Annotated in this window: 20 protein-coding genes and 1 riboswitch; of the genes, 17 read left to right on the top strand and 3 right to left on the bottom strand. The window is 71.3% G+C overall.

Annotation, left to right across the window (positions count from 1 at the left end; genetic code table 11):
• Positions 1-7 precede the first annotated feature (7 nt).
• Together OG898_RS33975 and OG898_RS33970 are read left to right on the top strand one after the other, a co-directional pair.
• Positions 8-700 (top strand): HdeD family acid-resistance protein, encoded by a 693-nt coding sequence (locus OG898_RS33975; RefSeq protein WP_250740853.1) that lies wholly within the window; start codon positions 8-10, stop codon positions 698-700.
• 130 nt (positions 701-830) lie between these two features.
• Positions 831-1,349 (top strand): ATP-binding protein, encoded by a 519-nt coding sequence (locus tag OG898_RS33970; RefSeq protein ID WP_250740886.1) that lies wholly within the window; start codon positions 831-833, stop codon positions 1,347-1,349.
• Positions 1,350-1,354: 5 nt separating this feature from the next.
• Here OG898_RS33970 and idi read toward each other — a convergent pair whose 3' ends face one another.
• Together idi and OG898_RS33960 are read right to left on the bottom strand one after the other, a co-directional pair.
• Entirely contained in the window at positions 1,355-1,954 is a 600-nt protein-coding gene (gene idi, locus OG898_RS33965; RefSeq protein WP_250740854.1) for an isopentenyl-diphosphate Delta-isomerase, read from the bottom strand.
• A gap of 161 nt (positions 1,955-2,115) precedes the next feature.
• On the bottom strand, positions 2,116-3,351 hold the full coding sequence (locus OG898_RS33960) for a bifunctional class I SAM-dependent methyltransferase/N-acetyltransferase (protein ID WP_266962716.1): 1,236 nt from the start codon (positions 3,349-3,351) through the stop codon (positions 2,116-2,118).
• Positions 3,352-3,891: 540 nt separating this feature from the next.
• On the opposite strand from OG898_RS33960, the gene OG898_RS33955 reads away from it, so the two are divergent.
• The 15 genes from OG898_RS33955 to OG898_RS33885 all read left to right on the top strand — a co-directional run bounded on the left by OG898_RS33955 (position 3,892) and on the right by OG898_RS33885 (position 21,226).
• Positions 3,892-5,691 carry a DUF5941 domain-containing protein gene (locus tag OG898_RS33955; protein ID WP_250740888.1) on the top strand — a complete coding sequence of 600 codons (1,800 nt, stop codon included), beginning with the start codon at positions 3,892-3,894 and terminating at the stop codon, positions 5,689-5,691.
• Positions 5,688-6,440, top strand: coding sequence for a sugar phosphate nucleotidyltransferase (locus tag OG898_RS33950; protein ID WP_250740855.1), 753 nt, complete (start codon positions 5,688-5,690; stop codon positions 6,438-6,440). The genes OG898_RS33955 and OG898_RS33950 overlap by 4 nt, the downstream gene beginning before the upstream one ends.
• On the top strand, positions 6,428-7,489 hold the full coding sequence (locus OG898_RS33945) for an iron-containing alcohol dehydrogenase family protein (RefSeq protein WP_250740856.1): 1,062 nt from the start codon (positions 6,428-6,430) through the stop codon (positions 7,487-7,489). The genes OG898_RS33950 and OG898_RS33945 overlap by 13 nt, the downstream gene beginning before the upstream one ends.
• Complete coding sequence (locus OG898_RS33940) at positions 7,467-8,246, top strand: CDP-alcohol phosphatidyltransferase family protein (RefSeq protein ID WP_250740857.1); 780 nt, start codon at positions 7,467-7,469, stop codon at positions 8,244-8,246. The genes OG898_RS33945 and OG898_RS33940 overlap by 23 nt, the downstream gene beginning before the upstream one ends.
• Positions 8,243-9,154, top strand: coding sequence for a glycosyltransferase family 2 protein (locus OG898_RS33935; protein ID WP_266962276.1), 912 nt, complete (start codon positions 8,243-8,245; stop codon positions 9,152-9,154). The genes OG898_RS33940 and OG898_RS33935 overlap by 4 nt, the downstream gene beginning before the upstream one ends.
• Before the next feature lie 96 nt (positions 9,155-9,250).
• The gene (locus OG898_RS33930) at positions 9,251-10,180 is read left to right on the top strand and encodes an ABC transporter permease (RefSeq protein ID WP_250740859.1); all 930 of its coding nucleotides are present in this window, start codon (positions 9,251-9,253) and stop codon (positions 10,178-10,180) included.
• Positions 10,173-10,949 (top strand): ABC transporter ATP-binding protein, encoded by a 777-nt coding sequence (locus OG898_RS33925; protein ID WP_250740860.1) that lies wholly within the window; start codon positions 10,173-10,175, stop codon positions 10,947-10,949. Before OG898_RS33930 ends, OG898_RS33925 begins: the two co-directional genes overlap by 8 nt.
• Positions 10,950-11,355: 406 nt before the next feature.
• Positions 11,356-12,276: a squalene synthase HpnC gene (hpnC, locus tag OG898_RS33920; RefSeq protein WP_250740889.1), complete on the top strand. Its 921-nt coding sequence runs from the start codon at positions 11,356-11,358 to the stop codon at positions 12,274-12,276.
• A 62-nt stretch (positions 12,277-12,338) separates the two neighbouring features.
• The gene (gene hpnD / locus OG898_RS33915) at positions 12,339-13,271 is read left to right on the top strand and encodes a presqualene diphosphate synthase HpnD (RefSeq protein ID WP_266962273.1); all 933 of its coding nucleotides are present in this window, start codon (positions 12,339-12,341) and stop codon (positions 13,269-13,271) included.
• Between the two features lie 91 nt (positions 13,272-13,362).
• Positions 13,363-14,736, top strand: a complete 1,374-nt coding sequence (hpnE, locus tag OG898_RS33910) for a hydroxysqualene dehydroxylase HpnE (protein WP_250740862.1) — start codon at positions 13,363-13,365, stop codon at positions 14,734-14,736.
• A 110-nt stretch (positions 14,737-14,846) separates the two neighbouring features.
• The gene (locus tag OG898_RS33905) at positions 14,847-15,941 is read left to right on the top strand and encodes a polyprenyl synthetase family protein (RefSeq protein ID WP_250740863.1); all 1,095 of its coding nucleotides are present in this window, start codon (positions 14,847-14,849) and stop codon (positions 15,939-15,941) included.
• Positions 15,942-16,066: 125 nt separating this feature from the next.
• Complete coding sequence (gene shc, locus OG898_RS33900) at positions 16,067-18,124, top strand: squalene--hopene cyclase (RefSeq protein ID WP_266962269.1); 2,058 nt, start codon at positions 16,067-16,069, stop codon at positions 18,122-18,124.
• Positions 18,124-18,807: a 1-hydroxy-2-methyl-2-butenyl 4-diphosphate reductase gene (locus tag OG898_RS33895; protein ID WP_250740865.1), complete on the top strand. Its 684-nt coding sequence runs from the start codon at positions 18,124-18,126 to the stop codon at positions 18,805-18,807. The genes shc and OG898_RS33895 overlap by 1 nt, the downstream gene beginning before the upstream one ends.
• Before the next feature lie 5 nt (positions 18,808-18,812).
• Entirely contained in the window at positions 18,813-19,847 is a 1,035-nt protein-coding gene (hpnH, locus tag OG898_RS33890; RefSeq protein ID WP_250740866.1) for an adenosyl-hopene transferase HpnH, read from the top strand.
• Complete coding sequence (locus OG898_RS33885; RefSeq protein ID WP_250740867.1) at positions 19,844-21,226, top strand: aspartate aminotransferase family protein; 1,383 nt, start codon at positions 19,844-19,846, stop codon at positions 21,224-21,226. The genes hpnH and OG898_RS33885 overlap by 4 nt, the downstream gene beginning before the upstream one ends.
• Before the next feature lie 39 nt (positions 21,227-21,265).
• Here the strand turns inward: OG898_RS33885 and OG898_RS33880 are convergent, their stop codons facing one another.
• The gene (locus tag OG898_RS33880; RefSeq protein ID WP_250740868.1) at positions 21,266-22,087 is read right to left on the bottom strand and encodes a tyrosine-protein phosphatase; all 822 of its coding nucleotides are present in this window, start codon (positions 22,085-22,087) and stop codon (positions 21,266-21,268) included.
• 335 nt (positions 22,088-22,422) lie between these two features.
• Positions 22,423-22,618, top strand: a riboswitch (cyclic di-AMP (ydaO/yuaA leader).
• Positions 22,619-22,622: the final 4 nt, after the last annotated feature.

Below are 22,622 nucleotides of genomic sequence, written 5' to 3'. Positions count from 1 at the left end.
CGCGTCCATGGCCGCAGACCGTGCGGGCCGTACGGGTCCACAGGCCGTCAAGGCCGACAAGGAGAAGGTCAGCCGCAGTTTCGCGTGGATGGCCCTGCTCGGGGCGCTCCTGGTGGTGGCCGGGCTCGTGGGCCTCGTCTACACCGGCGTCGCCACCCTGACCACGATGTTCCTCTTCGGCTGGCTGCTGCTGGCCGGCGGTGTGGTGGGCCTGCTCCAGGCGATCCAGTCCCGCAAGAGCAACTACTTCTGGCTCGCCGTCATCGTCGCCGCGATCAACATCGCGGCGGGCTTCGTGATCCTGCGCCGCCCGGAGGCGAGCGCGGAGGCGCTCACCATGTTCGCCGCGCTGCTCTTCCTCACCGGCGGGGTGTTCCGGCTGGCCGGGGCCGTCGTGGTGCGCGGCGCGCACCTGGGGCTGACCCTGGTCCAGGGCGCCTTCGGCATCCTGCTGGGCCTCCTGATCCTCGCCAACTGGCCCGGCAGCAGCCTGTACGTGATCGGAGCGTTCTTCTCCCTCGCGCTGCTGTTCGACGGCCTGAGTCTGATCGCCGTGGGCATGGGAGCCCGCCGCATCCTGGGCTTGGTCAGGGACGACGAGGTTCCGGTGACGCCTGCGGGGGCGGGAGTGGCGGCACCCGAGACGCCCGAGGCGGCCGAGAAGCTGCCCCCAGAAGATCAGGAACGGTCGAACAACTGACTCTGTCATACGCCAGCGGTCAGAAAGTGTCCGATTGATGCTGACTTCTGGTCAGTGGTCCGGCGCGGAGCGGTCCGGTCCCCACTCTTGACGTGTGCAGACGATCGAGCGTGAAGACGGGGGCCGGGAGATGGATGTGAGCGGGAGCGTCCCGCCAGTCAAGGGGGAGGAGCCGGAGGTCGCGGCCGCCCCCCTCGCGTACGAAGGAGTGTGGCGATTCACGGCACCCGCAGTAGAAGAATCCGTTCCGCAGGCCCGCCGTGCGGTCCGTGACCTGCTCGGCCGGCAGGAGGTGCCGGCCGACCGGGACCTGGTCTACTCCCTGCTGCTGATCGTCTCCGAGCTGGTGACGAACTCGGTCCGGCACGCGGCCCTGCTCTCGCCGGAGGTCGCGGTGGAGGTCGCCATCGGCCGGGAGTGGGTACGGGTGGCCGTCGAGGACAACCACCCGTACCGCCCCAAGGCGCTGGAGGCCGATTTCGGCCAGACCGGCGGCCGCGGCCTCCTCCTCGTCCGGGAGATCACGCTGGAGGCCGGCGGGGTCTGCGACGTGGAGCACACCTCCACGGGCGGCAAGGTGATCTGGGCGGCGCTGCCGCTCACCACGGCCCTCGCCACACCCGCGGCGACTCCGACCTCGGCGGTCTGAAGCGGCTACCAGCCCGCCGCGTCGCCCGTCAACTCGCGGATCGCGGGCCGGGCCGCGTCCAGCACGGTCATGAACCAGGCCGAGAACGGCACCTCGGCGTGCCGCTTCGCGAGTTCCTCCGCGGTCACGAAGGCGGTGTCCGCGATCTCCTCCGGATCCGGCCGCACCGACCGCTGCGCGAGTCCCACGAACAGGTGGTTGTACTCCTGCTCCACCAGTCCCGAAGCCGGGTCCGGATGGTTGTAGCGGACCGTCCCCGCCTCCGCGAGCAGCGAGGGCGACAGCCCCAGCTCCTCGTGGGTCCGCCGGGCCGCAGCCGCGAACGGCGACTCCCCGGGGTAGGGGTGACCGCAGCACGTGTTCGACCAGACGCCGGGGGAGTGGTACTTCCCGAGGGCGCGCTGCTGGAGCAGCATCCGGCCCTGCTCGTCGAAGAGGAACACCGAGAACGCCCGGTGCAGCTGACCCGGCGCCTGGTGGGCGGAGAGCTTTTCCGCCGTACCGATGGTGTTGCCGGACTCGTCGACCAGTTCGAGCATGATCGGTTCTTGAGCGCCGGTGCCGGTGGTCGCGCTGTTCGCGGCGGTGGCTGGTGTGGTCGGCATACCCATCCTTCGCTTCGGACTTCGGCTTTCAGTCTGCCGTACAAATGGGGATTCCCCCCACTTCGGTGATCCGCGCATGTCCGCCCCCCGCCGCGTGATATGCGGCGGGGGGCGGAGGATGCGGATCGCTCAGTTCGTCCGGCCGCGGGCCGGACCCGGCATCAAACCCCGAAGGGGGCCGGGTACTTGATCGTGCCCGTGGGAACCGGAACCGAATCGTCGAGCACCAGCGCCATCATGGCCTCGTCGGGCACCTCGAAGGGCGCCTCGATCCCGAAGCGCGAAGCCGGCACGAACCCGAAGCGCCCGTAGTACTCGGGATGTCCGAGGACGAGGACGAGGTTCTCCCCGCGCTCCGCGGCCGCCGCGAGCAGGGCCCGTACGACCGCGCTGCCGGCGCCCGAGCGCTGGAGCGCGGGCGCCGCGGCCACCGGGGCGAGGGCGAGCGCGGCCACCCCGTCGACCGTGCAGCGGGTCAGCAGGGCGTGCGCCGCGACCGACCCGTCCGGGGCCTCGGCCACGTAGGAGAGGCCGGGCAGCCAGGAGCCGTCGGCGCGCAGCGCGTCCACGAGGTCGGCCTCGGCCGGGGTCCCGAAGGCGGCCGTGTGCACCGCGTGCACGGCGGCCGCGTCCCCGTCCGCCTCGGGGCGGACGGGCCAGTCGCCGCCGTCCCCGGCCGTCACCGGCCGCAGGACGTAGGCGGTGTACCCGTACTCGTGCCCGTGCCGCTCCCGTACGTCGATCTCCTCGCGTACGAAGCCCAGCGCGGCCGCGGCTTCGGGACCCGAGGGTTCCGCGGCCGCGGCGACCCGCTCGGCGAGGGGCCCGTAGTAGGCGGCCCAGTCGGAGTCGGGCTGCCGGTGGATTGCGAGCACCCGGTAGCCGGCGGCCTGGATCGCGGCCAGGTTGCGGGCGGTGGAGCGCAGCGCGTAGTGCGGGTCCCAGAAGGCGCGGACCCCGGCGGACGGTTCGCCGACGGTCCATTCGCACTCGCTCAGCACCAGGGTGCCGCCGGGGGCGAGCAGCCGCTTCCACCGGGCGAGCGCGGTGGCGAAGCCGATGTTGTAGGCGGAACCCTCGGCCCAGACGAGATCGAAAGAACCGTCCGGACGGTCGGAGAGGTCGCCGATGTCCGCCTTGACGGCGCGGACGCGGTCGGTGAGCCCGCGGGCCGCGGCGGCGGCGCGGAGCTCGTCGAGGAAGCCGTCGTGGAGGTCGACGGCGGTGACGTCGGCCCCGAGGCCGCCCGCCTCGGCGGCGAGCAGCAGGGCGCTGGGGCCGGGACCGCAGCCCAGGTCCAGGGCGCGCGGCCGCTCGGGCAGCGGTCCGCACAGGGACAGCAGGTGGCGGGTGGTGGCCTCGGAACCGGGGGACTGCCGGGGCAGGCCGCGGTGCAGCGCGAAGAACGCCTCGAAGAAGAGGTCGCCCTGGGTGCTGAAATCGGTGGTGTGGGAGTTGCTGGTGTCAGCGGTGTTATCGGTGTGGTCGGTCAACGTGAACCCTTGAAAGGGGGCTCCGGCCGACGGGGGTGATCGGTGTGATCAGACCCGGCCGGACGCCCGGAAGGAGAGGGGGATGTACCGGAGTGCGCTGCGCTGGGCGGCGACGCCTGCGACGGTCATCAACCCCACCTCTTTCTTTCTTCGTCACGTCTTGTGCGTCACGTTGTGCGTGACATTCGGGCGATCTGGACGCTTTTGCGAAACTCGTACGCGTCTGCGGCCAGCTTAACAGCCGTGGTGCCGACGGCGGTTTGTGATCGCTGCTTCCGATCGTCAATGATGATCGCCACAGGGCCGACAGGCCCGTGATTTTCGGCTTATCGGAGCCTAAACAGGCGGTGAACCCCCGCTTCCGTTCATCCGATAGCCTCTGCCGACGTGCCGCCGGGCCACCCGGTGCCCGTTAACCCGTGTGCGTGCAAGGAGTGAGTTCGTCTGCCGACCGTCATCCTTACCGGCCTGCCGGTGCCCGGATCAGCGCTCGCCGGCGAGCTGCGCTCCCTCGGCTTCGAGGTCCACCCCGCGGCCACCCCGTCGGAGGCCGCAGCCGCCCTGGCACGCGTACCCGCCGACCAGCGGGTGGCCGTCGTGGACGGGGAGTTCGTCGGGCACGTGCACGCACTGCGGCTCGCGCTGACCGACCCGCGCTTCGACGCCTGCTCCGTCACCGGCGCCCTCGCCGTCCTGCCCGGCGCCCGCGCGGCCCTGGACCGGGCCGCCGCGAACGACGTGTACGCCCCCGTGGGCGACGGCCCGTACCCCGACCGGCTCGCCGCCGCAGTCGAGGCCGCAGGCACCCCCGTGCACCGGCCCGAGCTGGGCAGCCTCGTCGCCGCCGTGCCCGCCACCACCGACGAGCGCCGGGCGGCCACCGCCGCCGTCGCTGCCGTCGACGACGAGGCCGTCCGGCTGCGCACCGCCGTGAAGTCCCGCGACGGGTTCTTCACCACCTTCTTCATCAGCCCGTACTCGCGCTACATCGCCCGCTGGTGCGCGCGCCGCGGACTGACCCCCAACCAGGTCACCACCGCCTCGCTGATCACGGCGCTGATCGCGGCCGGCTGCGCCGCCACCGGCGACCGCTGGGGCTACGTGGCCTCCGGTGTGCTGCTGCTCGTCTCCTTCGTCCTGGACTGCACGGACGGGCAGCTCGCCCGCTACTCGCTCCAGTACTCGACGATGGGCGCCTGGCTCGACGCCACCTTCGACCGCGCGAAGGAGTACTCCTTCTACGCGGGCCTCGCGCTCGGCGCGGCCCGCAACGGCGACGACGTCTGGGCCCTGGCCCTCGGCGCCATGATCCTGATGACCTGCAGGCACGTCGTGGACTTCGCCTTCAACGAGGCCAACCACGACGCCACGGCCAATACGAGCCCGACGGCAGCCCTCTCGGACAAGCTCGACAGCGTCGGCTGGACCGTCTGGGTCCGGCGCATGATCATCCTGCCGATCGGCGAGCGCTGGGCCATGATCGCGGTCCTCATCGCCTTCACCACCCCGCGGATCGTCTTCTACGCCCTGCTCGTCGGCTGCGCCTTCGGCGCGCTCTACACCACCGCCGGCCGGGTCCTGCGCTCGCTGACCCGCAAGGCGGAGCGGACCGACCGCGCGGCCCGGGCCCTCGAGGACCTGACCGACACCGGCCCGCTGGGCGAGCTGATCGCCCGCGGCCTGCGCAGGCTGCCCCACTACACCGCGCCCGCGTTCATGGTGAGCGGGGTGGGCTCCGCGGCCATGCTGCTCTTCGCCGCACACGAGTGGTCCTTCGGCAGCTCGGTGCCGATCTTCTTCGCCGGGCTGTACGTGCTGACCGCCGGAGCCGCCGTCGCGCAGCCGCTCAAGGCCCCGCTGGACTGGCTGCTGCCGCCCGTCTTCCGGGCCGCCGAGTACACCACCGTCCTGATCCTCGCCGCCAAGGCGGACGTCCCCGGGGCCCTTCCGGCGGCATTCGGACTGGTCGCGGCGGTCGCCTACCATCACTACGACACGGTCTACCGCATCCGCGGTGGCACCGGCGCGCCCCCGCACTGGCTGGTGCGGACGATCGGCGGGCACGAAGGCCGGGTTCTGTTGATCACGGTCCTGGCCTCCGTCCTGGCGTCGCGCGCCGTGGACTTCCCCGTCGCGCTCACGGCCCTCGCCGTGTTCGTGGCACTCGTGGTGCTCGTGGAGAGCATCCGCTTCTGGGTTTCCTCCGGGGCACCCGCCGTACATGACGAAGGAGAACCAGCATGATCGGCCTCGTCCTCGCTGCCGGAGCCGGACGCCGCCTGCGTCCCTACACCGACACCCTGCCCAAGGCCCTCGTGCCCGTCGGACCCGAAGGCGCCGAGGAGTCCATCACGGTCCTCGACCTGACGCTCGGCAACTTCGCCGAGGTCGGCCTGACCGAGGTCGCCATCGTCGTCGGCTACCGCAAGGAAGCCGTGTACGAGCGCCGGGAGGCCCTGGAGGCCAAGTACGGCGTCAAGATCACGCTGATCGACAACGACAAGGCCGAGGAGTGGAACAACGCCTACTCCCTGTGGTGCGCCCGTGACGTCCTGAAGCAGGGCGTGATCCTCGCCAACGGCGACACCGTCCACCCGGTCTCCGTCGAGAAGACCCTGCTCGCCGCCCGCGGGCAGGGCCAGAAGATCATCCTCGCCCTCGACACGGTCAAGAACCTGGCCGACGAGGAGATGAAGGTCATCACCGACGGCGACAAGGGCGTTCAGCGGATCACGAAGCTGATGGACCCGGCCGGCGCGACCGGCGAGTACATCGGCGTCACCCTCATCGAGCCGGAGGCCGCCGAGGCGCTGGCCGAGGCCCTGAAGACCACCTTCGAGCGCGACCCCGACCTCTACTACGAGGACGGCTACCAGCAGCTCGTCAACGACGGCTTCACCATCGACGTGGCCCCCATCGGTGACGTCAAGTGGGTCGAGATCGACAACCACGACGACCTCGCCAAGGGCCGGACGATCGCATGCCAGTACTGACGAGGCTCATCCCCTCGCCCGTCGTCGTCGACATCAGCCGCGGCGCGATGGACGACCTGGCCGGCCTCCTGGCCGACCAGCGCGTCTCCGCGTCCGGCAAGCTCGCGATCGCCATCAGCGGCGGCTCCGGCGCGGTGCTGCGCGCCAAGCTGGAGCCCGTGCTGCCGCACGCCGACTGGTACTCCGTCGTCGACGGGACCATCGACTCCGCGGTCAAGCTGGCCGACGAAATAAAGGGTCGCCGCTACGACGCCGTCGTGGGCCTGGGCGGCGGCAAGATCATCGACGTGGCGAAGTACGCCGCGGCGCGGGTCGGGCTGGCCATGGTGGCCGTCGCCACCAACCTCTCGCACGACGGCATCTGCTCGCCGGTGTCCATCCTGGACAACGACAACGGCCGGGGCTCCTACGGGGTGCCCATGCCGATCGCGATGGTCGTCGACCTCGACGTGATCCGCGAGGCCCCGGCGCGGTTCGTCCGCGCGGGCATCGGCGACGCGATCTCCAACATCTCGGCCATCGCCGACTGGGAGCTCTCGCACCGCCTCAACGGCGAGCCCGTCGACGGCCTGGCCGCCGCCATGGCCCGTACCGCGGGCGAGTCCGTACTGCGCCACCCCGGCGGGGTCGGCGACGACGAGTTCCTCACCGTGCTGTCCGAGGCGCTGGTCCTCTCCGGCATCGCCATGGCGATCAGCGGGGACACCCGCCCCTCGTCCGGCGCCTGCCACGAGATCAGCCACGCCTTCGACCTCCTCTACCCGGGACGCTCCGCGCTCCACGGGGAGCAGGTCGGCATCGGCGCGGCCTTCGCGATGCACCTGCGGGGGGACACGGACAAGTCCGAGCTCTTCGTCCGGGTGCTGCGCGGTCACGGCCTGCCCGTGCTGCCCGAGGAGATCGGGTTCAGCGTGGACGAGTTCGTCGCGGCCGTCGAGTACGCCCCCCAGACCCGTCCGGGACGCTTCACGATCCTGGAACACCTCAACCTGTCCGCAGCCGAGATCAGGGACGCTTACGCCGACTATGCCAAGACCATCCGTAGCTGAACTCCGGCCCGTCGTTCACCCGGCGGGCGTCAAGGACCGGGTCAGCGGCGAGCACTGGGGCGGCCGCCTCTACATGCGCGAGATCTCCCTGCGCATCACCCGCCTCCTGGTCACCACCAAGGTCACGCCGAACCAGCTGACCTACGTGATGACCCTCGCCGGAGTCCTCGCCGCCCCGGCCCTGCTCGTGCCGGGCGTCTGGGGCGCCGTCCTCGGCGTGGTGGCGGTCCAGATGTACCTGCTGCTCGACTGCGTCGACGGCGAGGTCGCCCGCTGGAAGAAGCAGTTCTCGCTGTCCGGGGTCTACCTGGACCGGGTCGGCGCCTACCTGTGCGACGCGGCGGTGCTCGTCGGCTTCGGCCTGCGCGCCTCCGACCTGTGGGGCACCGGGCGCATCGACTGGCTGTGGGCCTTCCTGGGCACCCTCGCGGCGCTCGGCGCGATCCTGATCAAGGCCGAGACCGACCTGGTCGGCGTCGCCCGCCACCAGGCCGGCAAGCCCGTGGTCCAGGACGCCGCGGCCACGCCGCGCTCCTCCGGCATGGCGCTCGCCCGCCGGGCCGCCGCCGCGCTCAAGTTCCACCGCCTGGTCCTCGGCATCGAGGCCTCGCTGCTCATCCTGGTGCTGGCCGTCCTGGACCAGATGCGCGGAGACCTGTACTTCTCCCGCCTCGGCGTCGCGGTCCTCGCCGGCATCGCCATGCTCCAGACCGTGCTGCACCTGGTGTCGGTCCTGGCCTCCAGCAGGCTCAAGTGACGGCCCCGCTGCGGCTGGGCGCCGTCATCATCACCATGGGCAACCGCCCGGACGAGCTCAAGGCGCTCATCGACTCGGTGGCCCGGCAGGACGGGGCCCCGGTCGAGGTGGTCGTCGTGGGCCAGGGCGTCCGCCTCACCGGCCTCGCGGACCCGGCGGCGGGCGTACGCACCGTCGAGCTGCCCGAGAACCTGGGCATTCCGGGCGGCCGCAACGTCGGCATCGAGGCCTTCCGCACCGCGGCCGGCCACGGCTCGGACGGCTTCGACGTGGACGTCCTGCTCTTCCTGGACGACGACGGACTGCTGGAGCGCACCGACACCGCCGAGCTGTGCCGGCAGGCCTTCGCCGAGGACCCCGAGCTGGGCATCGTCAGCTTCCGGATCGCCGATCCGGAAACCGGCGAGACCCAGCGGCGGCACGTCCCCCGGCTGCGGGCCTCCGACCCGATGCGCTCCTCGCGCGTCACCACCTTCCTGGGCGGCGCCAACGCCGTCCGCACGAAGGTGTTCGAGCAGGTCGGAGACCTCCCCGGGCAGTTCTTCTACGCGCACGAGGAGACCGATCTGGCCTGGCGGGCGCTCGACGCCGGGTGGCTGATCGACTACCGGGCGGACATGGTGCTCCTGCACCCCGCCACGGCCCCCTCCCGGCACGCGGTCTACCACCGTATGGTGGCTCGCAACCGGGTGTGGCTCGCCCGCCGCAACCTGCCCGCCCCGCTGGTCCCGGTCTACGTGGGCGTCTGGCTCCTGCTGACGCTCCTGCGCAAGCCCTCGGGGCCGGCGCTCAAGGCCTGGTTCGGCGGGTTCAAGGAGGGCTGGACCACCTCCTGCGGTCCACGGCGCCCCATGAAATGGCGTACGGTCTGGCGGCTGACCCGGCTGGGCCGACCGCCTGTCATCTGACACGTCCGGGTCTGAGACCATGGCGCGATCACGAACCGATCGACTCAGGCCCGATGCCACCTTCTGCCGCATCATGAAGACGGAAAGTTTCATCTTGTGAGTGACACAACCCAGGACGGAGCCCTTGCCACGAGCAAGCGGCCGTCCGATGACGCCGGGCTGAGCCCCTCGGAGCTCGCCAGGAAGTACGGCCTGTCCGTCAGCGGAGCCCGGCCGGGCCTGCCCGCGTACGTGCGCCAGCTCTGGGACCGCCGCCACTTCATCATCGCGTTCTCCCGGGCCAAGCTGATGGCCCAGTACAGCCAGGCCAAGCTCGGTCAGATCTGGCAGGTGGCGACCCCGCTGCTGAACGCGCTGGTCTACTACCTGATCTTCGGGCTGATCCTCGACGCCGGTCGGGGCATCAACAAGCACGACTACATCCCCTTCCTGGTGATCGGCGTCTTCGTCTTCACCTTCACGCAGAGCTCGCTGATGGCGGGTGTCAGAGCCATCCCGTCCAACATCGGGCTGGTCCGCGCCCTGCACTTCCCGCGCGCCTCGCTGCCGATCTCGTTCTCGCTGCAGCAGCTCCAGCAGCTGATGTTCTCGATGATCGTCGTGTTCGTGGTCACGATCGGGTTCGGCAACTACCCGAGCCTGTCCTGGCTGCTGGTGCTCCCGGCACTGGTCCTCCAGTTCGCCTTCAACACCGGCCTCGCCCTGATCTTCGCCCGGATGGGGTCCAAGACCCCCGACCTGGCGCAGCTCATGCCGTTCGTGACGCGTACGTGGATGTACGCCTCCGGCGTCATGTTCTCCATCAAGGAGATGCTCAAGGACAAGCCCGCGTGGATCGCGGACGTCCTGCAGTGGAATCCGGCCGCCATCTACATGGACCTGATCCGCTTCGCGCTCATCGACGACTACGGCCGGGACAACCTGCCGCCCCACGTCTGGGCCTTCGCGGTCGGCTGGGCCGTCCTGATCGGTGTCGGCGGATTCGTGTACTTCTGGAAGGCTGAGGAGCGTTACGGCCGTGGCTGAGAACAACCAGGGGCACGTCCCCACCGTCATCGCCGACGACGTGCACATCGTCTACCGGGTCAACACCGGCAGCTCCGGCAAGGGCAGCGCCACGGCGGCGCTCAGCAAGATAGTCCGCCGGGGCGGCGACGCACCGGGTGTCCGCCGGGTCCACGCCGTGCGCGGGGTCACCTTCACGGCGTACCGGGGCGAGGCCATCGGCGTCATCGGCTCCAACGGCTCCGGCAAGTCCACCCTGCTGCGCGCCATCGCGGGGCTGCTGCCCTGCGAGTCCGGCAAGGTCTACACCGACGGCCAGCCCTCGCTGCTGGGTGTCAACGCGGCGCTGATGAACGACCTCACCGGCGAGCGCAACGTGGTCCTCGGCGGTCTCGCGATGGGCATGTCCCGCGAGCAGATCAGGGAGCGCTACCAGGACATCGTCGACTTCTCGGGGATCAACGAGAAGGGCGACTTCATCTCCCTTCCGATGCGCACCTACTCCTCGGGCATGGCGGCGCGCCTGCGCTTCTCCATCGCCGCGGCGAAGGACCACGACGTCCTGATGATCGACGAGGCGCTGGCCACCGGTGACCGGAAGTTCCAGGTGCGTTCCGAGGCGCGCATCCGCGAACTGCGCAAGAAGGCCGGCACCGTTTTCCTGGTGAGCCACAACAACAACTCCATCCGCGACACCTGTGACCGGGTGCTGTGGCTGGAGCGGGGCGAACTCCTGATGGACGGTCCCACCGAGGAAGTCGTCTCGGCATACGAGAAGGCGACCGGCTGACGGATTTCCACCGACGGCCCCCACCGCGTCCGGCGGCGGGGGCCGTCGCATGCCGTACGGGCCCCGGGCGCGCGGGGCGGGCCGCTTTTCACGCGGGTGGCGTGCGGGCGACATTGCGGGTGGAGCGAATACCCGTCGAGGCCCGGCGGCGTTGTACAGCGTAAGCTGGGCCAGGCCCAATCGAGGGCAAGAGGGGGCGATTCCCCCCATAGGCGAATAGCCCAGAACGCCCCGGGGAAAACGCGGCGGCGTGTCCGAAATAGGATGTTTTGGGTTTGCAGTGTAGAACGGGAGATGTGACGGCAATGGCTACGGGAATTCTCCGGCCCCCAGGCACGACGGCCGTCCCCGCCGCGGGCGGCGGGCGGTGACCCCGGGGCACGGCACCAGCCCCCGGCCGCACGAGCTGTCCGACGCCTCCGGCTCCTTCCCCGCCCGCCCCGGCGCCGCCACCCTCGGCAAGGCACGCTCCGAGAACTTCCCCGTCGCCCCCGCCTTCCTGCCCCGCGCCTGGCGCGAGGGCCTGATGGCGGTCTACGGGTACGCCCGCCTGGTCGACGACATCGGTGACGGCGACCTCGCCCCGGGCGGCCACGACGCCGTGCTGCTGGGCCTCGACCCCGCCGCCGCGGACGACCGGCCCGCCATGCTCGACGCCCTCGAAGCCGACCTGGGCCGCGTCTTCGGCGGCACCGACGGGCCCCCGCGCCACCCCCTGATGCTGGCCCTGCAGCCCGTCGTGCGCGCCCACGGACTCACCCCCGAATCGTTTCTCGCGCTCATCGAGGCCAACCGCCAGGACCAGCGGGTCGCGCGCTACGCGACGTACGGCGACCTCGTCGGCTACTGCGAACTCTCCGCCAACCCGGTGGGCCGGCTCGTGCTCGACCTCACCGGCACCAGCACCCCCGAGCGGATCCGCCGCTCCGACGCCGTCTGCACCGCCCTGCAGATCGCCGAACACCTCCAGGACGTCGCCGAGGACCTCGCCCGGGACCGGATCTACCTCCCGGGCGAGGACATGCGCCGCTTCCACGTGACCGAGACCGACCTGAAGGCCCCGACCGCGGGAGCGTCCGTACGCGCCCTCGTCGCCTTCGAAACCGAACGGGCGCGGGAGCTCCTCGACGAAGGCACGCCGCTCGTGGGCAGCGTCCACGGAAGGCTCCGGCTGCTGCTCGCGGGCTTCGTGGGAGGAGGACGCGCCGCCCTGCGAGCCGTCACCGCCGCCGGGTTCGACGTCCTTCCCGGCCCGCCCAAGGCCACCAAGAGCGTCCTGCTCCGCGAGGTGGCCGCCGTCCTGCGCACAGCGCCGAGAAAGGGGTGAGCCCGACCGTGGAGGGCCCCACACACGCGTCCGCACCGGGCGCGCCGTCCGTGCCGACAGCGATGTCCGCACCGATTTCGGCTGCCTACAGCTACTGCGAGGCCGTCACCGGCTCGCAGGCGCGCAACTTCGCCTACGGCATCCGGCTGCTGCCCGCAGACAAGCGGCAGGCCATGTCCGCGCTGTACGCCTTCTCCCGGCGGGTCGACGACATCGGCGACGGCACGCTGCCGCACGAGGTCAAGCTGACCCGGCTGGAGGAGACCCGCACCCTGCTCGGCCGGATCCGCGCCGAGGAGATCGACGAGGACGACACCGACCCGGTCGCGGTCGCCCTCGCGCACGCCTCGCGCCGCTTCCCGATCCCGCTCGAAGGGCTCGACGAACTCATCGACGGCGTCCTCATGGACGTCCGCGGCGAGACGTACGAGACCTGGGACGACCTCAAGGTCTACTGCCGCTGCGTGGCCGGAGCCATCGGCCGGCTCTCGCTCGGCGTGTTCGGCACCGCCTCCACCAACGGGTCCGGCGCGCACGACGCGGCACGGGCCGGCGAGTACGCCGACACCCTCGGCCTCGCCCTGCAACTCACCAACATCCTGCGGGACGTTCGCGAGGACGCGGCCAACGGGCGCACCTACCTGCCCGCCGAGGACCTCGCCAAGTTCGGCTGCTCCGACGGCTTCCGCAGCGACCGGATGCCCCCCGGCGCCGACTTCGCCGGCCTCGTCCATCACGAAGTCCGGCGCGCCCGGGCCCTGTTCGTGGAGGGCTACCGGCTGCTGCCGCTGCTCGACCGGCGCAGCGGCGCCTGCGTCGCGGCCATGGCCGGCATCTACCGGCGCCTGCTCGACCGCATCGAGCGCGAGCCGGAGGCCGTGCTCCGCGGCCGGGTCTCGCTGCCGCCGCACGAGAAGGCGTACGTGGCCGTCCGCGGCCTCTCCGGCCTGGACGCGCGGACCATCGCGCGCCAGAGCACCAGGAGGCGGCTCTGATGACGACGGGCCGGCGAGCCGTGCCGACGGGGCGGACGGGAGCAACCCCGCGGCGCCCGGCGGCGTCTGTGGGAGCGACAGAGGAGGACGCATGAGCGCGGAGCACGCCGTGGTCGTCGGCGGCGGGCTCGCCGGCGTCACCACCGCGCTGGAACTCGCCGACGCGGGTCTGCGGGTGACCCTGCTGGAGGGACGGCCCCGCCTCGGCGGCCTGGCGTTCTCCTTCAAGCGCGGTGAACTGACCGTGGACAACGGCCAGCACGTCTACCTGCGCTGCTGCACCGCCTACCGGTGGTTCCTCGACCGCATCGACGGTACGGACCTGGCGCCCCTGCAGGACCGGCTCGACGTACCCGTCCTCGACGTCGCCCACCCCGGCGGCCCCCGGCTCGGACGGCTGCGCCGCAGCGCCCTGCCCGTACCGCTGCACCTGGCCGGCTCCCTCGCCCGCTACCCGCACCTCTCGCTCGCGGAGCGGGCCTCCGTCGGGCGCGCCGCCCTCGCGCTGCGCCGCCTCGACCCCGCCGACCCGGCGCTCGACGGCGTGGACTTCGCGACCTGGCTCGGCCGGTACGGCCAGTCCCCGCGCACCATCGAGGCGCTGTGGGACCTCGTCGGCATCGCCACCCTCAACGCCACCGCCGGGCAGTCCTCGCTGGGCCTGGCCGCCATGGTCTTCAAGACCGGCCTGCTCTCCGAGAACGGCGCGGCCGACATCGGCTGGGCCCGGGTACCGCTCGGCGACCTGCACGACACCCTCGCCCGCAAGGCCCTGGACGCCGCCGGGGTGCGCACCGAGCTGCGCACCCGGGTCACGGACATCTCCCGTACCGCGGAAGACGGTTGGCGGGTGGCCACCGAGAGCGGCTCGTTCGACGCCGGCACCGTCGTCCTCGCCGTCCCGCAGCGCGAGGCGCACGGACTGCTGCCAGCCGGAGCGCTCGCCGACCCCGACAAGCTGCTCGACATCGGCACCGCGCCGATCCTCAACGTGCACGTCGTGTACGACCGCAAGGTACTCAAGCAGCCCTTCTTCGCGGCGCTCGGCTCCCCGGTCCAGTGGGTCTTCGACCGCACCGACTCCTCCGGACTGCCCGACGGCGGCCAGTACCTGGCCCTGTCCCAGTCCGTTGCCCACGAGGACATCGACGAGCCCGTCTCGGTCCTGCGCACGAAGTACCTGCCCGAGCTGGAACGGCTGCTGCCCGCCGCGCGCGGAGCCAAGGTGCGCGACTTCTTCGTCACCCGGGAGCGCACCGCGACCTTCGCCCCCACCCCCGGTGTCGGACGGCTGCGGCCCGGAACCCGGACCGACACGCCGGGGCTTTACCTCGCCGGTGCGTGGACCGCGACGGGTTGGCCCGCGACCATGGAGAGCGCCGTCCGCAGCGGACTGACCGCGGCCCATGCCGCGCTGGTCCCGCTGGGCCGCCACCGCGAACACCCCTTGCAGGAGGCGGTATGACCACCACCGGCACCGTCAGCCCCATCGGTACCCCTGGTACCGGCACGACCGGCACGACCGGCCACGCAGCACCACGCACCGCAGTACGTACAGGAACCAGAGGAGAGCCAGTGAACCCGGGGAATCCGGCCGTCGAGAACACGGACGCCAGTGCGGGCCCGGCCGGCGGGGAGAAGGCGGACACGCTCGCCCTCCTCGAACGAGGCCGTACGCTCTCGACGCCCGTGCTCCGCGCCGCCGTGGACCGGCTCGCCGCGCCCATGGACACCGTCGCCGCCTACCACTTCGGCTGGATCGACGCCCAGGGCAACCCGGCCGACGGCGACGGCGGCAAAGCCGTCCGCCCCGCCCTCGCCCTGCTCTCGGCGGAGGCCGCCGGCGCCGCCGCCGAGGTCGGCATCCCCGGCGCCGTCGCGGTCGAACTCGTCCACAACTTCTCACTGCTGCACGACGACCTGATGGACGGCGACGAGCAGCGCCGCCACCGCGACACGGTGTGGAAGGTCCACGGACCCGCCCTCGCGATCCTGGTCGGCGACGCCCTGTTCGCCCTGGCCAACGAGGTGCTGCTGGAGCTCGGCACGGTCGAGGCCGGCCGCGCGGCCCGCCGCCTGACCACCGCGAGCCGCAAGCTCATCGACGGCCAGGCCCAGGACATCTCCTACGAGCACCGCGAGAGCGTCACCGTCGAGGAGTGCCTGGAGATGGAGGGCAACAAGACCGGCGCCCTGCTCGCCTGCGCGGTCTCCATCGGCGCCGTGCTCGGCGGCGCGGACGACCGTACGGCCGACAAGCTGGAGGAGTACGGCTACCACCTCGGCCTCGCCTTCCAGGCCGTCGACGACCTCCTCGGCATCTGGGGCGACCCGGAGTCCACCGGCAAGCAGACCTGGAGCGACCTGCGCCAGCGCAAGAAGTCGCTGCCCGTCGTCGCGGCCCTCGCCGCCGGCGGACCGGCCAGCGAGGAACTCACCCAGCTGCTCGCCGCCGACGCCAAGAGCAACGACTTCGAGAACTTCTCGGAGGAGGAGTTCGCGGCCCGCGCCGCGCTCATCGAGGCCGCCGGCGGCCGCCGGTGGACCGCCGACGAGGCGCGCCGCCAGTACGAGATCGCCATCAAGGCCCTCGACGACGTGGACATGGACCAGCGCGTGCGCGACCAGCTCGTGGCGCTCGCCGACTTCGTCGTCGTGCGCAAGAGGTGATCGCCACCCGTACGCGCATATGAATCGCCAGTCGCCGGCCGGTACGACCTGCCAGGAGTACCGGCCGACGGCGAACCCCATGACAGCGGAGGACAGCAGAGGACACTGCACGCAAAGGGGAAGCCATGACTGCGACGACCGACGGCGGCGCCCACGCCTGCGGCGCCGACCCGGACGACACCGGGGCCGACCCGGACGACACCGGCGCCGACCCGGACGACACCGGCGCCGACCCGGACGACACCGGGGCCGTCCGCGAGACCATCGAGCGGGCCGTCCGCGACCTGCTCGACCGGCAGGACGAGGCCGGCTGGTGGAAGGGCGACCTGGAGACCAACGTCACCATGGACGCCGAGGACCTGCTGCTGCGCCAGTTCCTCGGCATCGGGGACGAGGCCACCACCGGGGCCGCGGCCCTGTTCATCCGCGGCGAGCAACAGGACGACGGGACCTGGGCCACCTTCCACGGCGGCCCCTCCGACCTGTCCGCCACCATCGAGGCCTACGTGGCCCTGCGCCTCGCCGGAGACGACCCGGGCGCCCCGCACATGGCCCGCGCCTCGGCCTGGATCCGGGCCCACGGCGGAGTCGCGGGAGCCCGCGTCTTCACCCGCATCTGGCTGGCGCTGTTCGGCTGGTGGAGCTGGGACCACCTGCCCGAACTCCCTCCCGAACTGCTCTTCCTGCCGCCCTGGGTGCCGCTGAACATCTATGACTTCGGCTGCTGGGCCCGGCAGACGATCGTGCCCCTCACCGTGGTCTCCGCCCTACGCCCGGTCCGCCCGGCCCCCTTCGCCCTGGACGAGCTGCACACCGACGCGCGCACCCCGTACCCGGACAAGAAGCTGGCGCCGATGGCCAGTTGGGACGGCGCGTTCCAGCGGATGGACAAGGCCCTGCACGTCTACCGCCGGTTCGCCCCGCGCCGGCTGCGCGCGGCGGCCATGGCGAGGGCTGGCCGCTGGATCGTGGAACGGCAGGAGAACGACGGCTGCTGGGGCGGCATCCAGCCGCCCGCCGTGTACTCCGTCATCGCCCTGCACCTGCTCGGATACGACCTCGGGCACCCGGTGATGCGGGCCGGACTGGAGTCCCTCGACCGGTTCACGGTGTGGCGGGCGGACGGCGCCCGCATGATCGAGGCCTGCCAGTCCCCGGTGTGGGACACCTGCCTGGCGGCCATCGCACTGGCCGACGCGGGTCTGCGCCCCGACCACCCCGCCCTGGTCAAGGCCGCCGACTGGATGCTCGACGAGGAGATCGTCCGCAGCGGGGACTGGGCCGTGCGCCGGCCCGGACTGGCCCCGGGCGGCTGGGCGTTCGAGTTCCACAACGACAACTACCCCGACATCGACGACACCGCCGAGGTCGTCCTCGCCCTGCGCCGCGTCAAGCACCCCGACCCGGCACGGGTGGAAGGCGCCATCGCCCGGGGCGTGTCCTGGAACCTCGGCATGCAGTCGAAGAACGGCGCCTGGGGTGCCTTCGACGCCGACAACACCAGCCCCTACCCCAACAAGCTGCCCTTCTGCGACTTCGGCGAGGTCATCGACCCGCCCTCGGCCGACGTCACCGCCCACGTCGTCGAAATGCTCGCCGTCGAGGGCCGGGCGGGCGATGCGCGCACCCGGCGCGGCATCGCCTGGCTCCTCGCCGAACAGGACCCGAACGGCGGCTGGTTCGGCCGCTGGGGCACCAACTACGTCTACGGAACCGGCTCGGTGGTCCCGGCGCTGACCGCCGCGGGCTTCGCCCCCTCGCACCCCGCGATCCGGCGGGCCGTGGACTGGCTGGAATCCGTACAGAACGAGGACGGGGGATGGGGCGAGGACCAGCGCTCCTACCGGGACCCGTCCTGGGCGGGGAAGGGCGCCTCGACCGCCTCGCAGACGGCGTGGGCGCTGATGGCCCTGCTGTCGGCGGGGGAGCGCGACGCGCCGTCCGTGCAGCGGGGGATCGGCTACCTCGTCTCCACCCAGCGCCCCGACGGCACCTGGGCCGAGCCGTACTTCACCGGTACCGGATTCCCCTGGGACTTCTCCATCAACTACCACCTGTACCGCCAGGTCTTCCCGCTCACCGCCCTCGGCCGCTATCTCTACGGAGAACCGTTCGGCCCGGGCGGGCGGTACGCGGATCCGGCCGCCCTCCCGCACGCCGCCCCGCTGCCCGGGGAGGCCTGATGACCGGCGGCCCCGCCGCGGCCGCCCCGCCGCCGCTGCTGATCGCCTGCGCCCTGCGCATCGAGCGGACCGCCCTGCGCAGCACCTCGTACCGCGGCGGCCGCGAGCGGGGTGCGCCCGAGCGGTACGAGGTCCTGCGCACCGGCATGGGCCCGCGCGCGGCCGAACGCGCCGTCGGCCGGAAGCTGGCCGAGCCGGAGCTGCACGGCGCCGCCGTGCTCGCCACCGGATTCTGCGCCGGGCTGCTGCCCGGCATGAGCCCCGGCGACCTGATCGTCGCCGAGGAGACCCGGGACCCGCGCGGCACGGTCGCCTGCGCCGGTACCGCCCTGCTCGCCGAGGCGCTGGCCCGGGCCGTACCCGGCCGGACCGTACACCTCGGTGCACTGACCGGATCCGACCACGTCGTCCGGGGCCAGGAGCGCGCCCAGCTGCGCGCCGGCGGCGCCATCGGGGTCGACATGGAATCGGCCGCCACCCTGTGGACCGCGACCCGGGGCGGGAGCGCCCGGGGGGGCGCGGACCGTCCGGTTGCGGCCGTCCGGGTGATCGTGGACGCTCCGGAGCATGAGCTCGTCCGTATCGGCACCGTTCGCGGGGGAATATCGGCCTTTCGCGTACTGCGTGCCGTACTGCCCGCGTTTTACGAATGGCACCGTTCTTTGCTGCTCCCCAGGAGGTGAGCCAGATGGCCATGCCACTGCGACAGACCATCAGGGTCGGGACGTACCTGCTCGAACAGAAGCTCCGCAAGCGTGAGAAGTTCCCGCTGATCGTCGAGCTGGAACCGCTCTACGCCTGCAACCTGGCCTGCGAGGGGTGCGGGAAGATCCAGCACCCGGCCGGGGTGCTCAAGCAGCGCATGCCCGTGGCCCAGGCGGTGGGCGCCGTGCTGGAATCGGGCGCGCCCATGGTGTCCATCGCGGGCGGCGAGCCCTTGATGCACCCGCAGATCGACGAGATCGTGCGCCAGTTGGTGGCCAAGCGGAAGTATGTATTCCTCTGCACCAACGCCATGCTGCTCCGCAAGAAGATCGAGAAGTTCACGCCCTCCCCGTACTTCGCCTTCGCCGTCCACATCGACGGACTGCGCGAGCGCCACGACGAGTCGGTGGCGAAGGAAGGAGTCTTCGACGAGGCGGTCGCGGCCATCAAGGAGGCGAAGCGTCGCGGATTCCGGGTGACGACCAACTCCACGTTCTTCAACACCGACACCCCGCAGACCATCATCGAGGTCCTCAACTACCTCAATGACGATCTCCAGGTGGACGAGATGATGATCTCGCCGGCCTACGCCTACGAAAAGGCCCCCGACCAGGAGCACTTCCTCGGCGTCGAACAGACCCGCGAACTGTTCAAGAAGGCCTTCGCCGGAGGCAACCGGCGGCGCTGGCGGCTCAACCACTCCCCGCTCTTCCTGGACTTCCTGGAAGGCAAAGCCGATTTCCCCTGCACCGCCTGGGCCATTCCGAATTACTCGCTCTTCGGATGGCAGCGCCCCTGCTATCTGATGAGCGACGGGTACGTGCCCACGTACCGGGAACTGATCGAGGAGACCGACTGGAGCAAGTACGGCCGCGGGAAGGACCCGCGCTGCGCCAACTGCATGGCGCACTGCGGGTACGAGCCCACGGCCGTCCTGGCCACCATGGGTTCCCTGAAGGAGTCGCTGCGGGCGGTCCGCGAGACCGTGGGGGGCGGGAACCGGGACAAGTCGGCATGACCGGCTTCGATCTCGGCGCCCTGCTGGCCGAGCGGGGTGGCGAGCGGTACGAACTGCACGCCCGCCACCTCAACCACCAGCTGCCGCGGATGCTGCACACCATCGGGTTCGACAAGGTCTACGTGCGGGCCGAGGGAGCCCACTTCTGGGATGCCGAGGGCAACGACTACCTCGACATGCTGGCCGGCTTCGGGGTGATGGGCCTGGGCCGCCACCACCCGGTGGTCAGGCAGGCCCTGCACGACGTGCTGGACGCCCAGCTCGCCGACCTCACCCGCTTCGACTGCCAGCCGCTGCCCGGGCTGCTGGCCGAGAAGCTGCTCTCCCACAGTCCGCACCTGGACCGGGTCTTCTTCGGCAACAGCGGCACCGAGGCGGTGGAGACCGCCCTGAAGTTCGCCCGGTACGCCACCGGGCGGCCCAGGATCCTCTACTGCGACCACGCCTTCCACGGGCTCACGACGGGCTCGCTCTCGGTCAACGGCGAGGCCGGCTTCCGCGACGGCTTCGCTCCGCTGCTGCCGGACACCGGGATCGCGCTCGGGGACCTGGCCGCGCTGGAGCGGGAGCTCAAGAAGGGGGACGTGGCGGCCCTCGTCGTGGAGCCGATCCAGGGCAAGGGGGTGCTCGCCGCCCCGCCCGGATTCCTGCTCGCCGCGCAGGAGGCGCTGCACCGGCGGGGGGCGCTGCTGATCGCGGACGAGGTGCAGACCGGCCTCGGACGGACCGGTGACTTCTACGCCTACCAGCACGAGGCCGGGGTCGAACCGGATCTGGTCTGCGTGGCCAAGGCCCTCTCCGGCGGCTACGTGCCCGTCGGCGCGACCCTGGGCAAGGACTGGATCTTCAAGAAGGTCTACTCCTCCATGGACCGGGTGCTCGTCCACTCCGCGAGCTTCGGCTCCAACGCGCAGGCGATGGCGGCCGGGCTCGCCGTCCTGTCCGTCATGGAGGACGAGCAGGTGGTGGCGGGCGCCCGCGCGATGGGCGACCTGCTGCGCGGCCGGCTCGCCGCGCTCGTGGACGAGTACGAACTGCTCCACGAGGTACGGGGACGCGGGCTGATGATCGGCATCGAGTTCGGCCGGCCGTCCTCGCTGGGCCTGCGGAGCCGCTGGAGCATGCTGCAGGCGGCGCGCAAGGGGCTGTTCGCGCAGATGGTCGTGGTGCCGCTGCTGCAGAAGCACCGGATCCTCACGCAGGTCTCCGGCGACCACCTGGAAGTGATCAAACTGATCCCGCCGCTGATCGTGGACGAGGCGGACGTCGACCGGTTCGTCGGCGCCTTCCGCGCGGTCATGGACGAGGCCCACGGCGGCGGCGCGCTGATGTGGGACTTCGGCCGGACGCTGGTGAGGCAGGCCGTCGCGAACCGCTGAACCGGCGGCTCGGCGGGCGACGGCCCACCTCGTGGGGCGTCAGTCCAGCAGCCGGTCGCGGAGCCTGTCCAGGGTCTCGGGCGCGAGCCCGAGGCCCTCGGCGAGATAGCGCTCCACGCCGCCCCACTCCTCGTCGATGGCGTCGAAGGCCGTGGTCAGGTACGGGGCGCGGGCGTCGAAGAGCGGGGCGAGCAGCTCCATCACCTCGGGGGCGCGGGCCTCGGGCGCATCGCTGCCCCGGCGGACCCGGTAGCGGTTGTGCGGGGCGTTCGACTCCAGGTAGTCCGCGACGATCGCCTCCCGCTCGACGCCCAGCGCGAGCAGGGTGACGGCGATCGACAGGCCGGCCCGGTCCTTCCCGGCGGCGCAGTGCATGAGGGCCGGGACGCTGTCCCCGGCGAGCGCGTGCACCACCCGGCTGTGCTCGGCGGTACGGGTCCGGATCATCGTCCGGTACGAACGGGACATCCGCGCGGCGGCCTTGCCCTCGCCCAGGAGCTCGCGGAGCTGAGCCAGCTCCCCGCCCCGGACCATCTTCCAGAACTCGCTGCCGTCGGCCGGATCCGACAGCGGGATGTTGACGTTGAGCACCCCAGGCAGCTCGACGTCCGGACCCTCCAGGGCGTGGTCGGCGCCGTTGCGGAAGTCGAAGACGGTGTGCAGTCCGAGCGACCCGAGGAACTCTGCGTCGCTTTCGGTGGCATGCGCCAGATGTCCGCTTCGAAACAGTCGTCCCGACTTGACCCGTCGACCGTCCGTGGTCGGCAACCCGCCCACGTCGCGGAAGTTGCGCACTCCGATCAGCACCGCCTCCTGCGGTGCCGGATCGGTGCGGGGGCTCTGGGGTATCGGCTGGGTCACCGGGCTCCTCCGTGTCGTGGTCTCGTCGTCGCTGCTGTCGTCGTTGATGGTGTCCGAATTACGCTACTTGCTGGCAACTTGCCATAGCGAGAGGCGAGATCGGACACGCCCCCGTGAGCCAGATCATACGGTGACGGTGAGTGGCTGATCGCGAATGGCGAATTGCCCTGCTGGGGCGGTTGTTGAAGGTGCGGAATGGACGGAGGGTGACCGGAATTCCGGCGGCCCGTCATCTTCAAGATTCTGTTGGGGAATTCATGACTTGTTCCCTGTGGCCGGACTCGATTACGTTCGCGATCGATCCGGACGGACCGCCTAATCCTGCCACCGACCGGAAACCGCACCCGACTATTCACGCGCGTGGCAGGAGCGGGGGAACCAGGTAAGCCGCTGTTCCGGATCTCCGGTCGAGATCTTTACAACGGGACAGCTCGGGGTGAAGCCGTACATGTGCTGTTCACCGGCACGAGGACGGCCGGACATCTCCAGTCCGAACCCGACAGCTCACCTCGCAGGCGTCGGAGAGGAATTCGAC

It is taken from the genome of Streptomyces sp. NBC_00193 (genome assembly GCF_026342735.1).
Classification (GTDB): Bacteria; Actinomycetota; Actinomycetes; order Streptomycetales; family Streptomycetaceae; genus Streptomyces; species Streptomyces stoeckheimensis.
This window is presented reverse-complemented; position numbering and strand designations above follow the sequence as displayed.

Bases quoted from the DNA above. Each gene is read 5' to 3' on its own strand.
- OG898_RS33975 (WP_250740853.1), top strand. From the start codon at position 8: ATGGCCGCAGACCGTGCGGGCCGTACGGGTCCACAGGCCGTCAAGGCC.
- OG898_RS33970 (WP_250740886.1), top strand. From the start codon at position 831: ATGGATGTGAGCGGGAGCGTCCCGCCAGTCAAGGGGGAGGAGCCGGAG.
- idi (WP_250740854.1), bottom strand. From the start codon at position 1,954: ATGCCGACCACACCAGCCACCGCCGCGAACAGCGCGACCACCGGCACC.
- OG898_RS33950 (WP_250740855.1), top strand. From the start codon at position 5,688: ATGATCGGCCTCGTCCTCGCTGCCGGAGCCGGACGCCGCCTGCGTCCC.
- OG898_RS33945 (WP_250740856.1), top strand. From the start codon at position 6,428: ATGCCAGTACTGACGAGGCTCATCCCCTCGCCCGTCGTCGTCGACATC.
- OG898_RS33940 (WP_250740857.1), top strand. From the start codon at position 7,467: ATGCCAAGACCATCCGTAGCTGAACTCCGGCCCGTCGTTCACCCGGCG.
- hpnD (WP_266962273.1), top strand. From the start codon at position 12,339: ATGTCCGCACCGATTTCGGCTGCCTACAGCTACTGCGAGGCCGTCACC.
- hpnE (WP_250740862.1), top strand. From the start codon at position 13,363: ATGAGCGCGGAGCACGCCGTGGTCGTCGGCGGCGGGCTCGCCGGCGTC.
- shc (WP_266962269.1), top strand. From the start codon at position 16,067: ATGACTGCGACGACCGACGGCGGCGCCCACGCCTGCGGCGCCGACCCG.
- OG898_RS33895 (WP_250740865.1), top strand. From the start codon at position 18,124: ATGACCGGCGGCCCCGCCGCGGCCGCCCCGCCGCCGCTGCTGATCGCC.
- hpnH (WP_250740866.1), top strand. From the start codon at position 18,813: ATGGCCATGCCACTGCGACAGACCATCAGGGTCGGGACGTACCTGCTC.
- OG898_RS33885 (WP_250740867.1), top strand. From the start codon at position 19,844: ATGACCGGCTTCGATCTCGGCGCCCTGCTGGCCGAGCGGGGTGGCGAG.